General features: G+C 60.6%; 13 protein-coding genes. 5 read left to right on the top strand and 8 right to left on the bottom strand.

Annotated elements, in window-relative coordinates; all coding sequences use genetic code 11:
* Window positions 1–25 precede the first annotated feature (25 nt).
* Entirely contained in the window at window positions 26–1,540 is a 1,515-nt protein-coding gene (gene ilvA / locus NTD89_RS04820) for a threonine ammonia-lyase, biosynthetic (RefSeq protein WP_145157825.1), read from the bottom strand.
* Window positions 1,541–1,677: 137 nt separating this feature from the next.
* On the opposite strand from ilvA, the gene rpiA reads away from it, so the two are divergent.
* Both rpiA and NTD89_RS04810 read left to right on the top strand, forming a co-directional pair.
* Window positions 1,678–2,349, top strand: a complete 672-nt coding sequence (gene rpiA, locus NTD89_RS04815) for a ribose-5-phosphate isomerase RpiA (RefSeq protein ID WP_138813421.1) — start codon at window positions 1,678–1,680, stop codon at window positions 2,347–2,349.
* A gap of 367 nt (window positions 2,350–2,716) precedes the next feature.
* Complete coding sequence (locus NTD89_RS04810; protein ID WP_262206606.1) at window positions 2,717–4,663, top strand: autotransporter domain-containing protein; 1,947 nt, start codon at window positions 2,717–2,719, stop codon at window positions 4,661–4,663.
* Here NTD89_RS04810 and NTD89_RS04805 read toward each other — a convergent pair whose 3' ends face one another.
* The 4 genes from NTD89_RS04805 to NTD89_RS04790 all read right to left on the bottom strand — a co-directional run bounded on the left by NTD89_RS04805 (window position 4,664) and on the right by NTD89_RS04790 (window position 8,937).
* A complete protein-coding gene (locus tag NTD89_RS04805) occupies window positions 4,664–5,572 on the bottom strand; it encodes an SdiA-regulated domain-containing protein (RefSeq protein WP_242199793.1) in 909 nt (302 codons plus the stop codon).
* 120 nt (window positions 5,573–5,692) lie between these two features.
* Window positions 5,693–6,616, bottom strand: coding sequence for an SdiA-regulated domain-containing protein (locus NTD89_RS04800; protein ID WP_145157834.1), 924 nt, complete (start codon window positions 6,614–6,616; stop codon window positions 5,693–5,695).
* Between the two features lie 238 nt (window positions 6,617–6,854).
* Window positions 6,855–7,520: a fumarylacetoacetate hydrolase family protein gene (locus tag NTD89_RS04795; protein ID WP_262206605.1), complete on the bottom strand. Its 666-nt coding sequence runs from the start codon at window positions 7,518–7,520 to the stop codon at window positions 6,855–6,857.
* A 22-nt stretch (window positions 7,521–7,542) separates the two neighbouring features.
* Window positions 7,543–8,937: an FAD-binding oxidoreductase gene (locus tag NTD89_RS04790; protein WP_242199789.1), complete on the bottom strand. Its 1,395-nt coding sequence runs from the start codon at window positions 8,935–8,937 to the stop codon at window positions 7,543–7,545.
* Window positions 8,938–9,142: 205 nt separating this feature from the next.
* Here NTD89_RS04790 and serA point away from each other — a divergent pair, with 205 nt between their 5' ends.
* On the top strand, window positions 9,143–10,372 hold the full coding sequence (serA, locus tag NTD89_RS04785) for a phosphoglycerate dehydrogenase (protein WP_010167810.1): 1,230 nt from the start codon (window positions 9,143–9,145) through the stop codon (window positions 10,370–10,372).
* A gap of 63 nt (window positions 10,373–10,435) precedes the next feature.
* Here the strand turns inward: serA and NTD89_RS04780 are convergent, their stop codons facing one another.
* Window positions 10,436–10,876, bottom strand: coding sequence for a DUF4399 domain-containing protein (locus NTD89_RS04780; RefSeq protein ID WP_106575730.1), 441 nt, complete (start codon window positions 10,874–10,876; stop codon window positions 10,436–10,438).
* A gap of 134 nt (window positions 10,877–11,010) precedes the next feature.
* Here NTD89_RS04780 and NTD89_RS04775 point away from each other — a divergent pair, with 134 nt between their 5' ends.
* On the top strand, window positions 11,011–11,505 hold the full coding sequence (locus tag NTD89_RS04775; RefSeq protein ID WP_262206604.1) for a transporter substrate-binding domain-containing protein: 495 nt from the start codon (window positions 11,011–11,013) through the stop codon (window positions 11,503–11,505).
* 114 nt (window positions 11,506–11,619) lie between these two features.
* Here the strand turns inward: NTD89_RS04775 and NTD89_RS04770 are convergent, their stop codons facing one another.
* Window positions 11,620–12,102 carry a DUF523 domain-containing protein gene (locus NTD89_RS04770; protein WP_262206603.1) on the bottom strand — a complete coding sequence of 161 codons (483 nt, stop codon included), beginning with the start codon at window positions 12,100–12,102 and terminating at the stop codon, window positions 11,620–11,622.
* Window positions 12,103–12,104: 2 nt separating this feature from the next.
* A complete protein-coding gene (locus tag NTD89_RS04765) occupies window positions 12,105–12,737 on the bottom strand; it encodes a 2OG-Fe(II) oxygenase (RefSeq protein WP_145158572.1) in 633 nt (210 codons plus the stop codon).
* Between the two features lie 131 nt (window positions 12,738–12,868).
* On the opposite strand from NTD89_RS04765, the gene NTD89_RS04760 reads away from it, so the two are divergent.
* Window positions 12,869–13,621 (top strand): DUF2059 domain-containing protein, encoded by a 753-nt coding sequence (locus NTD89_RS04760; protein WP_106575734.1) that lies wholly within the window; start codon window positions 12,869–12,871, stop codon window positions 13,619–13,621.
* Window positions 13,622–13,659 lie beyond the last annotated feature (38 nt).

Here is a 13,659-nt window from a genome sequence, read left to right as displayed (position 1 = left end):
AAGGCCGCTCAGTCAGCGTAGTCGCTTAACCGAGGAACAGCTGGTAGGCCGGGTTTTCGCTTTCATCCCAGTACGGGTAGCCGATTTGCGCCAAGGCCGCCGGCACCAAATGGCGCTCGTCCGCCGGCACTTGCAGGCCTGCGACCACACGGCCATCGGCCGCGCCGTGGTTGCGGTAGTGGAACATCGAGATGTTCCAGCGCCCGCCCAGTTTGTTAAGAAAGTTGAACAGCGCGCCCGGACGCTCCGGGAACTCGAAACGGAACACCAGCTCATCGCTGACTTTGGCCGCGTGCCCGCCGACCATGTGGCGGATGTGCAACTTGGCCAGTTCGTTCTCGGTCAGGTCCAGCACCGGGAAACCCTGACTGGTGAGGCTGGCAATCAGCGCGCTGCGCGGGTCGTTTTCCGGGTGCGTCTGCACGCCGACGAAGATGTGCGCCTCGCGGCCGGAGTGGTAGCGGTAGTTGAATTCGGTGATCTGGCGCTTGCCCACGGCCTCGCAGAACGCCTTGAAGCTGCCCGGTTGCTCGGGAATAGTCACCGCGATGATGGCTTCGCGGCCTTCACCCAGCTCGGCGCGTTCGGCCACGTGGCGCAGGCGGTCGAAGTTGACGTTGGCGCCGGAGTCGATGGCCACCAGGGTTTGCCCGGTGATGCCCCGCGTTTCCACGTATTTCTTGATACCCGCCACGCCAAGCGCGCCAGCAGGCTCGGTGATGGAGCGCGTGTCGTCGTAGATGTCCTTGATCGCCGCGCAGATTTCATCGGTGCTGACGGTGATCACTTCGTCCACATAGTCTTTGCAGATGTCGAAGGTGTGCTGGCCGATCTGCGCCACCGCCACGCCATCGGCGAAGATGCCGACGGTTGGCAGCACCACACGCTCGCCCGCCGCCATGGCGGCCTGCAGGCAGTTGGAGTCATCCGGCTCGACACCGATGATCTTGATTTCAGGGCGCAGGTATTTCACGTACGCCGCAATACCGGCGATCAGCCCGCCGCCGCCCACCGGTACGAAAATCGCGTCCAGCGGCCCAGGGTGCTGACGCAGAATCTCCATCGCCACGGTGCCCTGCCCGGCAATGGTGTGCGGATCATCGTAGGGGTGAATGTAGACGTAGCCTTTTTCGTCGACCAGTTTGAGCGAGTAGGCCAGGGCTTCCGGGAAGGAATCGCCGTGCAGCACCACTTTGCCGCCACGCGAACGCACGCCTTCAACTTTGATTTCCGGGGTGGTCTTGGGCATCACGATGGTGGCCTTGACCCCCAGCACCTTGGCCGCCAGGGCCAGGCCCTGGGCGTGGTTGCCGGCAGACGCGGTGACCACGCCGCGCGCACGTTCCTCGCTGCTCAGTTGGGTCAACTTGTTGTAGGCGCCGCGAATCTTGAACGAGAACACCGGCTGCAAGTCTTCACGCTTGAGCCAGACCTTGTTGCCCAGCCGCTCGGAGAGCTGGCGGGCGGTCTGCAAAGGGGTTTCTACGGCAACGTCGTAGACGCGCGAGGTGAGGATCTTTTTGACGTACTGTTCAAGCATCGGCGGGAATCACTGAGCAGGTTGGGCAGGGCCAAGGAGTCTAACCCGGCTTTTGGCCGGGCGACCACACGAATCCCGAGGTTTTGTTGGGTTATACTCGCCGCCCTCGATAACTCCCCGCCCGTTCCGGAGCCCGCATGACCCAGGATCAACTCAAACAGGCAGTGGCCCAGGCCGCCGTCGATTTAATCCTTCCTAAACTCGACGACAAGAGCATCGTCGGTGTCGGCACCGGCTCCACCGCCAACTGCTTTATCGATGCGCTGGCCCAGCACAAAGGCGCGTTTGACGGCGCCGTGGCCAGCTCCGAAGCCACCGCCGCGCGCCTCAAGGGCCATGGCATTCCGGTGTACGAGCTCAACACCGTGAGCGACCTGGAGTTCTATGTCGACGGTGCCGATGAAAGCGACGAACACCTGAACCTGATCAAAGGCGGCGGCGCTGCCCTGACCCGCGAGAAGATCGTCGCGGCCGTGGCCAAGACCTTCATCTGCATCGCCGACGCCAGCAAGCTGGTGCCGGTACTCGGCGCATTCCCGCTGCCGGTGGAAGTGATCCCGATGGCCCGCAGCCACGTGGCCCGCGAGCTGGTCAAGCTGGGCGGCGACCCGGTGTACCGCGAAGGCGTGTTGACCGACAACGGCAACATCATCATTGATGTGTTCAACATGCAGATCACCAACCCGGTGCAGCTGGAGACGCAGATCAATGCGATCGTCGGCGTGGTGACCAATGGGTTGTTCGCCGCGCGTCCGGCGGACGTATTGCTGCTGGGCACCTCTGAAGGCGTGAAAACCCTCAAAGCTTAAAAAACCGCGTATCCCCCTGTGGGAGCCGGGTTTGTGCGGGAGCGGGCTTGCTCGCGAATGCGGTATGTCAGTCGCTGGATCAGTTGCCTGACACACCGTCTTCGCGAGCAAGCCCGCTTCCACATTTGCTATGTGCTGACCTCGATATTTATGTAACAAAAACGCTACTTTTCGCTGCATCCCCTCGCCAAAATCGTGCGCCACCTCACCGCATGTCGTACCTTCCTCAGTATCAAATCCGTTACAAATTACAGCCAGGCGACCCACGCGTTTAACAATGCGCCACTTTGCAGTCGCTCAAGGAATGAGGCGCGCATTGTGCAATGGGTCTGGGCTTGACCTTCCCCATCACCTCAAGGACGACCTTGTGATAAAGCCCCTAGCCCTCGCGATCAGCGTGGTCGGCAGCCTGCTGTCGACACATACCCAGGCCTACGATTACGGCCAGCACGCCAACACCACCCTGGAAAAGCTGATCAACGATTACCCCGGCCGGTATCGCGGCACCGCCAATTTCGCCGGCGCAGCAGATTGGATGCAAAGCCAGATGGGCTCGGCCTACAGCCTCAGTCGCCAGAACTTCACCTGGAACAACGGCACTCGCGCCTCGCAAAACGTGGTGGCCTACGCCGCCGGCACTACGGCGCAATACGTGGTGATTGGCGCGCATTTTGACACCTACTTCGGCCGCCCGACCCTGCAAGGCCTGGACGACAATGGCTCCGGCGCCAGCGTGCTGACCGAAGTGGCGAAGAACCTCGGCGGCCTACAACTGGAAAACGGTCTGCAAATCGTCGGCTTCGGCGCGGAAGAAGAAGGCCTGCGCGGCTCCAAGGCGTTTGTCGACTCACTCAGCGCCAGCCAGCGCGCGAACATGCTGGCGATGATCAACCTCGACAGCCTGATCACCGGCGACATGATGTACGCCCACGCTGGCCAGAACAGCGCGGCCAACCCCGCTCTGGCCTCGCTGCGCGAGCACACATTCCAGATCGCCAAGGAATTGAACATCCCACTGCTCACCAACCCTGGCCTGGACCCGCAATACCCCAAGGGCACCGGCTGTTGCAGCGATGGCGAGCCGTTCGAGCCGCTGAACATCCCGATTCTGTATATCGAAGCCACCAACTGGGAGCTGGGCGACCTGGACGGCTACACCCAGACCAACAACCCGAAAATTCCGGGTGGCTCCACCTGGCATGACCCGGCCGAGGACAACAAAGCCGTGCTCACCGATGCCTTCGGCCAGGCGCGCATCGACCAGCGCCTGCGCGACTATTCGCGCCTGCTCAGCCGCCTGGTACTGGAGTTGACCAACGCCGACCTGATGGCCTCGACCGCCTCGGGCGGCGCCGTTGCGCGCAACATGCAGGACAACTTGCAGCGCCAGCACCAGACCATGGTGCGGCTGCATGATCGGCGCTGGCTGACCTTGCAGTCCGCCAGCCGCGAGGCGGGCAGTTTTGATGGCGAAATTGGCGTGGACGGCGAATACAGCCCGGACAGCGGCTTCGACAGCCCGCTCAACCCCGAGGCGCGGCGCCTGGGCGTGCATGCGCTGGGCGACTACCAACTCACGTCCAGCTTGAACATCGGCGCCAGCCTGAGCTACCTCAACGGGCGCGACACCCTCGAACACCGCGGCAAACTCGACAGCGACACCTGGCAGGCGGCGGTCTACGCCTTGCTCAACGACGGCGGGCCGAGCTGGCTGGCCGGCGACCTGAGCGTCGGTCGTACACGCTTTGATTCCAAGCGCAACCTGTTGATCCAGGCCAATGGCGGCCCGATCTTGCTCAATCAGCAACTGAGCGGCAACACCGACGCTCTGTCCTTGGGCGCGCGCGTCCTGGGCGGCTACGACTTCGACTTCGGCACGGTCAAGAGTGGGCCGTTTGCCGGTCTGGATTACAGTCACGCGCGCATCGATAAATTCCACGAGAAACAGAACCTGCGCACGGCGCTTGAGTATCAGGAGCAATCCTTCGACTCTCTGGAAGCCAGCCTCGGTTGGCGCGTACGCGGTGCAGTCGCCCTGCCCTATGGCTTGAGCCTGCTGCCTTACGGCGACATCGCCTGGGTCAAGGAATTGGCTGACGGGCGTCTCGACGACCTGCAACTGACCGCCCACGCCGACGGCCGGGCGCGCACCGCCAAACTGGGTGCCGTGGACAAAAGCTTTGGCCGCGCCCAAGTCGGCAGCCAGCTGGCGATCACCCCGCAGCTGGGCGTTTACGCCGAGGTAAACAGCCGCCTGGGGCATGCCGAAGGCAGCCAGACCGGCTATTCGCTGGGTGTGCAGTGGATGTTTTGATCAGGGTTTCTTGAACACGTAAAACAGGTTGGGCTCGCTGACCAGGTACAAGCTGCCTTGGTCGTCCATGGCGATGCCCTCGGCCTGAGGCACACGTTTTTGCAGGCCATGGCGCCCGTTGAGCAGAGAAAGGCTGCTTAGCGGGCGACCGTCGATGTCCAGCTCCAGCACCAGAAACGATTCATCCGACAGCGCCAGCAGATGGCCGCTGCGCTCATCGTATTGCAAGCTCGACAAATCGCGCACAAACAGTCCGGCATCGCGCTTGGGGTTGTTGATGACGTGCACCGAGTAGGTTTTTTCCGGCTTGAAATGAGGGAACCCGTGCACCTCGTAAATCAGCATCGGGTCTCGTTCCTTGGCCACAAACAGGCGCTTGCCGACCGAGTCGTAAGCCAGGCCCTCGAACCCCTTGTTGCCGCCCATGTGTACGCCCAATGTCATCTGCTCCGCATCGGCGGCGTCGAGGAACTGGGTGTCGTCGTTCACGTGCACTTTGATCAGCCGCTGCTGACGCTCATCGCTGATCACGTAGATGTTGTCGCTGATGAACTCCACCGCTTCGGCATCGCCAAAGCCCACCAGTGGAATGCGCCGCAAAATCTTGCCCTCCAGGGACAGTTCAACCAGCTCGGCGTTTTTATTGGTGACGGTAAACAGGCTTTTGCGCACCGGGTCATAGGTGAGGGCTGAGACATCATCGTCGAGGCCTTCGATCACCTTGGCTTCCAGGCTGACGCGATAATCGGCCAGGCCGATGGAGCGCTCATCGGCGGGCTGGCGCCAGGCCTGCCAGTTAAACCATGCGCGCTCGAACAGACGCAATTGCTGTGCAACCACACCGGCGGCCACCAGGGCGATCAGCAGCACAGTAAAAAACGCGGGTTTGGGGCGGGCGAATCGACGCATCAGGGCAGCTCGAAGTCAAAAAGTGGCGAATAAATATCACGCCTGTCTGAATTTAAACTTAAACGCTGCCGGATGTCTGGCGAATGCCGCTATTGGGGAAATGTCCGACGTAATCGTGGGTTATTTCTGTTTCTCGAAACGGTAGAACAGGTTCGGCTCACTGACCATGTACAACGTGCCGCTCTCGTCCATGGTCACGCCTTCGGCACGTGGAATGGTGCGCTTGAGGCCGTTGAAGCCGCCGAGCAAGGTCATGAAGCTGACTTGCTCGCCCTTTTCATCCAGCTCCAGCAACAGGTGGGAGTCGGCTGACAATGCCAGCAAGTGGCCGGTACGCGGATCGACGGCAAGGGCCGAAAGGTTGCGCATGTCCAGCTCGGTGCTGGCGAGTTTTTGCTTGTCGCCCGTCAGCGTGGTGCCATCGCTTTTCCAGGTGAACAGCGCCGGTGGGCGCTCCTCGCCCAGCACGAGCTGTTGATTGCGCTTGTCCCAGGTGATGCCTTCGAAGGCTTTGTTCTGATCCTTGGACGGGCCCAGGTCGTAGCTCCTGAAGTCAGCGATATTCAGTTGCTGGGTGCCGGCATCGACTTTCACCACGGTGAGCGTGTGCATGCGCTCATCGACAATGGCCATCAAGCCGTTCTCCATCATCGTCAGGCCTTCCGGGTTGTTCCAGCCGTTGAGTGGCATCTTGCGCAGCACATCGCCTTGCAGGCTCAACTCAACCAGGAACGGGTTTTTGCCCATCACGGAAAACAGGGTTTTGGTCTGCGGATTGTAGGAAAGATCCGAAGCCTCATCCTTCTCCATGCCGGGCAGCAACTTGCCGTCGATGACCGCATGGTAGTCCGGCAGCCAGACGCTGGCCTGCTGCTCAGCCGGCGTTTCAAAGCGTTCCGCCACCCACAGTACGCCACGATCATCCCAATGCATGAGCCAGGCAACGCCATACACAATCGCCCCAGCGAGGAACAGCCAGGAATACCAGCGCAGGGCAAAACGGGAACGGGGCTTGGGTGCAGCGGAGGGCAAAGTCACGGCCATTGAGCGCTTTTCCGGAAAGTCAGCGTTAGGTGATAGCACAGGATCAGCGGGCCCGCGCGCAGGAGGCTGTGGATTATCCGGATGGTGTGTGAAAAAAATGCAAAAGCCAGATGTTTCAGACCACTCATACCAATGTGGGAGCTGGCTTGCCTGCGATGCAGGCACCTCGGTGTGTCAGTGACACTGAGGTGATGCTATCGCAGGCAAGCCAGCTCCCACATTTGAAGGCATGCCGTCTTTAGCGAACGCTGCTTTCGAAACGGCTCACACCCGTCAACTCCAGCACCAGATCATCCCCCACATTCAGCGGCCCCACACCGGCCGGCGTGCCGGTGAGAATCACGTCACCGGCCTGCAGCGAGAAGCAGCCAGCCATGTGCTGGATCATCGGGATGATCGGGTTAAGCATCTGCGAGCTGTTGCCGTCCTGGCGCACTTCGCCGTTGATGGTCAGGCGAATACCGATATCGGTCACGTCCGCAAAGCTGCTGCCGACCACGAACGGGGCAATCACTGCCGCGCCATCGAACGACTTGGCGATTTCCCAGGGCAGGCCTTTGGCTTTCAGCTCGGCCTGTTTGTCGCGCAAGGTCAAATCCAGGGCCGGCGCGAAGCCGGAAATGGCGTCGAGTACTTCTTCACGGCTGGGTTTGTTCGACAGGGGCTTGCCGATCAACACCGCGATTTCCGCCTCGTAGTGCACCGAACCGCGGTCGGTCGGGATGGCGAAACCGCCTTCCAGCGCGACCACGCAGCTACCCGGCTTGATGAACAGCAACGGTTCGGTGGGCACTGGGTTGTCCAGTTCCTTGGCATGTTCGGCGTAGTTACGCCCGATGCACACCACTTTGCCCAGGGGAAAGTGGATGTTGGTGCCGTCGACGTACTTGTGCTGGTAGCTCATGAAACGACTCCTACAGGGGCGATTAAACAGCGAAGATCTTGCCAGGGTTCATGATCCCGTTAGGGTCGAACACCGCTTTGACTGCCTTCATGTATTCGATTTCAACCGGCGAGCGGCTGTATGTCAGGTAATCACGCTTGGTCATGCCCACGCCGTGTTCGGCGGAGATCGAGCCGTTGTACTTCTCGACGGTTTCGAACACCCACTTGTTGACGGTGGCGCACTTGGCGAAGAACTCGTCCTTGCTCAGGTTTTCCGGCTTGAGGATGTTCAGGTGCAGGTTGCCGTCGCCAATATGGCCGAACCAGACGATTTCGAAGTCGGGATAGTGTTCGCCGACGATCGCGTCGATTTCTTTCAAAAACGCCGGCACTTTGGAGACAGTCACCGAGATGTCGTTCTTGTAGGGCGTCCAGTGGGAAATGGTCTCGGAGATGTACTCGCGCAGCTTCCACAGGTTGTGCAGTTGGGTTTCGCTCTGGCTCATCACGCCGTCCAGTACCCAGCCTTGCTCGACGCAATGCTCAAAGGTTTCCAGGGCGTGGTTGGCGACTTCTTCGGTGGTGGCTTCGAATTCCAGCAGCGCGTAGAACGGGCAGTCGGTTTCGAACGGTGCCGGCACGTCGCCACGGCCCATAACCTTGGCCAAGGCTTTGTCGGAGAAGAATTCGAAGGCGGTCAAGTCCAGCTTGCTCTGGAACGCGTGCAGCACCGGCATGATCGAGTCGAAATCCGTGGTACCGAGCACCATGGCGGTGAGGTTTTTCGGCGCACGGTCCAGGCGCATGGTGGCTTCGACCACAAAGCCCAAAGTGCCTTCAGCGCCGATGAACAGCTGGCGCATGTCGTAGCCGGTGGCGTTCTTGATCAGGTCGCGGTTCAGTTCCAGCACATCACCCTTGCCGGTGACCACTTTCATGCCGGCCACCCAGTTACGGGTCATGCCGTAGCGAATGACCTTGATCCCGCCGGCATTGGTGCCGATATTGCCGCCAATCTGGCTCGAACCGGACGACGCGAAATCCACCGGGTAATAAAGACCTTTTTCTTCAGCGACGTTCTGCAATTGCTTGGTGACCACACCCGGCTGACACACGGCGGTGCGGTCGGTGAGGTTCACGTCGAGAATCTGGTTCATGTAGTCGAACGACACCACCACTTCGCCATTCGCCGCCACCGCCGCAGCCGACAGGCCAGTGCGGCCGCCGGAAGGCACCAGCGCAACCTTGTGTTCGTTGGCCCAACGCACGATGGCTTGCACTTGCTCGGTAGTCTTGGGGAAAACAATGGCGCTAGGTGCGGGTGCGAAGTGCTTGGTCCAATCCTTGCCGTAAGCCTCCAGGGAGTCTGCATCGGTCAGCACTTTGCCAGGCTCAACCAGGGTCTTCAGCTCATCAATCAGGGCAGGATGGGTCATCGACAGAACTCTCGAACAATTCATGGTCATCCTGAGAACGCTTCACGTCGCAGGAATGGGTGTTTAGCGGGGCACGTATGCTAGCATACCGCCCCCGCAGGACAGAGCCCAAGGGCGTTTCTGCGGTGACGGCTTTCCTGCCGTCCGGGTCAGCTTGCGCTGCTCGATTCCCTGCCATTTTTCTCCGGGATACAGGTTTACGCAGATGAGCAAGACTTCTCTCGATAAGAGCAAGATCAAGTTCCTTCTTCTGGAAGGCGTCCACCCATCGGCTGTCGACGTACTGAAGGCCGCTGGGTACTCCAGCATTGAGTACATCACCAGTTCTCTGCCGGAAGCCCAGTTAAAGGAAAAGATCGCCGACGCGCACTTTATCGGCATTCGCTCCCGCACTCAGCTGACCGAAGAGATCTTCGACCACGCCAAGAAACTCGTGGCTGTCGGCTGTTTCTGCATCGGCACCAACCAGGTCGACCTCAACGCAGCGCGCGAGCGCGGCATCGCGGTGTTCAACGCACCGTACTCCAACACCCGTTCCGTTGCGGAGCTGGTATTGGCCGAGGCCATCCTGTTGCTGCGCGGCATCCCTGAGAAGAACGCTTCCTGCCACCGTGGCGGCTGGATCAAAAGCGCGGCCAACTCCTTCGAAATCCGCGGCAAGAAGCTGGGTATCGTCGGCTATGGCTCGATCGGCACACAGTTGTCGGTTCTGGCCGAAGGCCTGGGCATGCAGGTGTTCTTCTACGACACCCTGACCAAGCTGCCGCTGGGCAACGCCACTCAAGTGTCGAGCCTGACCGAGCTGCTGGGCATGTCCGACATCGTCACCCTGCACGTACCGGAAACCGCTGAGACCCAGTGGATGATCGGCGAGAAGGAAATCCGCGCCATCAAGAAAGGCGGCATCCTGATCAACGCTGCACGCGGCACCGTGGTTGAGCTGGACGCCCTGGCTGACGCGATCAAGGACAAGCACCTGATCGGCGCCGCGATCGACGTGTTCCCGGTGGAGCCACGCTCCAACGACGACATCTTCGAAAGCCCGCTGCGTGGCCTGGACAACGTGATCCTGACCCCGCACATCGGCGGTTCCACCGCTGAAGCCCAAGCCAACATCGGCCTGGAAGTGTCGGAGAAACTGGTCAAGTACAGCGACAACGGTACCTCGGTGTCCTCGGTCAACTTCCCGGAAGTGGCGCTGCCGGCTCACCCTGGCAAGCACCGTCTGCTGCACATCCACCAGAACATCCCTGGCGTGATGATGGAGATCAACAAGGTCTTCGCAGAAAACGGCATCAACATCTCCGGTCAGTTCCTGCAGACCAACGAGAAAGTCGGCTACGTGGTCATCGACGTCGACGCTGAGTACTCGGACCTGGCGCAAGAGAAGCTGCAGCACATCAACGGCACGATTCGTAGCCGCGTGTTGTTCTAAGGTTTCAACGCAGCACAAAAAAGGGAGCCCCTCGGGGCTCCCTTTTTCACATCTGAACAAATCTTACTTGACGTTAACCGTGATGACTTTCGAGGCTACAGTCGGGTTGAACTGCATGTGCAGTTTGTCACCGGCTACCAGCTGCAAGGTGTGCTTGCCAGGGGTGAGGGTCAGCTCGGTTTCGGTCTGGGCCTTGCCGTAGTGGATCACGGTGTCGGTGGCCGGGATCGGCACGCTGGCGTCAGGCAGCTCTTTCTGGTCGATCAGCAGGTGGTGGTGGCCAGTGCCTGGGTCCTGGCTGGTGGCCGGGGCCAGTTTCAGGCCTTCCATGCCGAATTTGACGGTGAAGGTTTTATCGACAGTGGCGCCGTCTTTTGGCGACACGATAAAGACTTTGGCGCCTTCAGGCGGCGCGCTGCGTGGGATACCGTCAGCAGCGGTAGCCAACATCGAAGCACCCAGCAGAACGCTGGCCAGGGTGGCACGGGACAAAAAGGCTTTCATTCGCTTCTCCAGTTTTTCTATGAAATCTGTAGGGTTATGACAACTTCGCGACAAATTGCTGTCCAAGGCACTCAACACCATAGCAAAGCGATGCTGAACGGCCCCTCGCGTAGACGAATTCATCAGGAGCGACCATGCGCTTTTCGCCTGGCCTTGTACTTTTGCTGCCCCTTCTGAGCCCTTTGGCTCACGCCGAATTGATTGATGATGTGTTTGATCGTGGCGAACTGCGCATCGCCCTGGAGGCCAACACGCCGCCGTTCAACTTCAAGGAAGGCGACAAGCTCACCGGCTTTGAAGTGGAACTGGGCGAGCAGCTGGCGAAGGAAATGGATGTGCGCCCCTCATTCATCACCACCGATGACGCCGACATGCTGCCAGGCGTTGAAACCGGCAAGTACGACGTAGCCATCAACCATATCGCTATGACTGCCGAGCTGCAGGATCGTTTCGATTTCAGCGATCCCTACAAGGAAACACCTGAGCTGGCCATTCCCTTCCAAAAGGGCAACCCGGCGTTCAAAAACAGCCTGGACAAGGCGTTGCAGCAGGTGAAGGCGGATGGTCGCTTGAAGGCGCTGACGCAGAAGTGGTTTGAAGGCGACACACCGGTCCTCAAGACACCCTAGATCAATTGTGGGAGCGGGCTTGCCCGCGAAGACGGAGTGTCAGTACCAGAAACGGTGACTGACGCACCGCCTTCGCGAGCAAGCCCGCTCCCACATGTTGATTCAGGGGAGTGTTTAGAGGTGGGCCAAGGCCGCAGCCGCCTCAGGCAACTCCAGCTCACTGAACACCAACACCCCGTGGCGCTTGAGCAACGCCGCCGTCACGCCCTCGCCGCTGACCTTAACCCCAGTGAACGTGCCGTCATAGGTCAGCACGTTGCCGCAGGACGGGCTATTGGCCTTGAGAATGGCGACACGGATATTGTGGCGTTGCACCAGCGCCAGGGCTTGGCGGGCGCCATCGAGAAAGGCGGCGCTGAAGTCTTCACCTTCAGCGGTCAGCACCCGGGCACGGCCCTCCCACACATCGATGCCCTGCCCGCCCGGGATTTCGGCAGAGGGCCGGGGCGTCGGCAAACCGCCCGAGACCTCCGGGCAGATCGCCACCACACGGCCTTCAGCCTGCCACGCAGCCAATTGATCGAACGGGCCACTGGCGCCGCCGTCGTAGCGCACTTTGTGCCCGAGCAGGCAGCGACTGATCAGAATCTTTTCCATGTTTAAAACGGCTCGTTACCCCGCCGGCGAAACCAGCCGGTCAGGGACAGGCGTTCGCGCGTGGCGGGCAGGACTTCGTGGGGCACCTCCCCGGACAGGAACACCACCAGGCTACCGCCGGTGGGCACCACGTCGTATTCGACGCCGCCCTTGAGGTACATGCGCAGCTGGCCGCCATGTTCGGGCAGCCAGGCGTCGTTCAAGTAGACCACCGCCGAGACCATGCGCCGGTCATCATCGCGAAAGCGGTCCAGGTGCTTGAGGTAAAACGCACCCGGGGGGTACATCGCAAAGTGGCTTTCGAAATCTTCCAGGCCCAGGAACAGCCCGCGGTTCATGGCCGACCGCAGGCTGTCCATCACGCCCATGTAGGTCTCGCAGACCGCTGCATCACCCTCTTCCAACCACTGGATACGGTCACCGCGAATACCCTCGCGAATCTCCTGGGCCGGCCCGCGTCCTACGGCTGCGGGTGCCAATTCCCCCTCAGCCGCACGTTTACGGCACTCAGCCGCCAGTTCCAGGGTCAGAGCCTGGGGCAGGAAGCCGTTCTGCTGCGACCAGCCTTTTTCAGCCAGGTCGTCGACAATGCGTTGCAGCAGGGGATGATCGAGGGGTATTTGCATGGCGCGCATAGTATCCATACGCCTGTGAATCCGACAGAGCCGCCGAGCGTCTGAATACACTTTAGTCAGGTGACCGATAGGATTTCTCGACAAATCCTACGCCCGACACGGACAATAGTGGCCGACTGACAGGAGTCCATATGCGTCGTTTGTTTTTTTCCGTGCTGATGTTCTGCGTTTTGCCCGCTTGGGCAGACGGCCATGACCAGTTGTACAAGGTCGCCGGCTGGGCCGAACAGCGTGCGCATTTCAATGACGCTCTGAGTGCCGCTCAGCAACGCTACCGCAACAGCCTGCCGCCGGCGGTGTACCAGGCGCTGGTCGATAACAGCAATAAACGCTTTGCCGCCCAGGCCGTGGACCAGCGTGCCGAGGCGCAATTGCGCAAGAACCTGGCGGACCCGAAACCCGCCCTGGCGTTTTTCCAATCGCCGCTGGGCCGCAAGATTGTCGCCGCCGAGTTGCTGGCCACGCGCCGCGACCAGTTGGCGAAAAACGCCCAAGGTCTGCCGCACATCGAGGCCGATGCCACTCGCAGCCTGATCATCGGCCACTTGGCCCAGGCGCTGCCTGCCCGTGAAGCCGGTGCGGAAGTCAGCCTGGCGATTGCCGGTGTGGCCGCCGACAGCTTGAGCCAGATGATTCCGGGCCTGTTGGGCGGTGGGCAGGCTCAGGGCATGTTGAATGGGCAGCGTGAGCGGCTGATGCAGCAGATCGGCAATGACCTGAACAACACGTTGCTGTACGTCTATCGGGATTTATCTGACCCGGAACTGGAAGAATTCGCCACGTTTGCCGAGTCGCCGGAAGGTCGGGCGTATTACAAGGCGGCGTTGGCAGCCATTCGCGCAGGGCTTGCAGTAGGCCAGAGCACCTCAAGCCTGTCGCAGTAAAAACTGTGGGGGCTGGCTTGCCTGCGGTAGCGGTGGGA

Source organism: Pseudomonas sp. 14P_5.3_Bac1, assembly GCF_025466135.1.
GTDB lineage: Bacteria > Pseudomonadota > Gammaproteobacteria > Pseudomonadales > Pseudomonadaceae > Aquipseudomonas.
This window is presented reverse-complemented; position numbering and strand designations above follow the sequence as displayed.

Excerpts from the sequence above, each read along its gene's own strand:
- NTD89_RS04795 (WP_262206605.1), bottom strand. The coding sequence starts at position 7,520 with ATGAGCTACCAGCACAAGTACGTCGACGGCACCAACATCCACTTTCCC.
- NTD89_RS04800 (WP_145157834.1), bottom strand. The coding sequence starts at position 6,616 with ATGGCCGTGACTTTGCCCTCCGCTGCACCCAAGCCCCGTTCCCGTTTT.
- NTD89_RS04775 (WP_262206604.1), top strand. The coding sequence starts at position 11,011 with ATGCGCTTTTCGCCTGGCCTTGTACTTTTGCTGCCCCTTCTGAGCCCT.
- NTD89_RS04765 (WP_145158572.1), bottom strand. The coding sequence starts at position 12,737 with ATGCGCGCCATGCAAATACCCCTCGATCATCCCCTGCTGCAACGCATT.
- rpiA (WP_138813421.1), top strand. The coding sequence starts at position 1,678 with ATGACCCAGGATCAACTCAAACAGGCAGTGGCCCAGGCCGCCGTCGAT.
- NTD89_RS04805 (WP_242199793.1), bottom strand. The coding sequence starts at position 5,572 with ATGCGTCGATTCGCCCGCCCCAAACCCGCGTTTTTTACTGTGCTGCTG.
- NTD89_RS04770 (WP_262206603.1), bottom strand. The coding sequence starts at position 12,102 with ATGGAAAAGATTCTGATCAGTCGCTGCCTGCTCGGGCACAAAGTGCGC.
- NTD89_RS04760 (WP_106575734.1), top strand. The coding sequence starts at position 12,869 with ATGCGTCGTTTGTTTTTTTCCGTGCTGATGTTCTGCGTTTTGCCCGCT.
- NTD89_RS04790 (WP_242199789.1), bottom strand. The coding sequence starts at position 8,937 with ATGACCCATCCTGCCCTGATTGATGAGCTGAAGACCCTGGTTGAGCCT.
- serA (WP_010167810.1), top strand. The coding sequence starts at position 9,143 with ATGAGCAAGACTTCTCTCGATAAGAGCAAGATCAAGTTCCTTCTTCTG.
- NTD89_RS04780 (WP_106575730.1), bottom strand. The coding sequence starts at position 10,876 with ATGAAAGCCTTTTTGTCCCGTGCCACCCTGGCCAGCGTTCTGCTGGGT.
- ilvA (WP_145157825.1), bottom strand. The coding sequence starts at position 1,540 with ATGCTTGAACAGTACGTCAAAAAGATCCTCACCTCGCGCGTCTACGAC.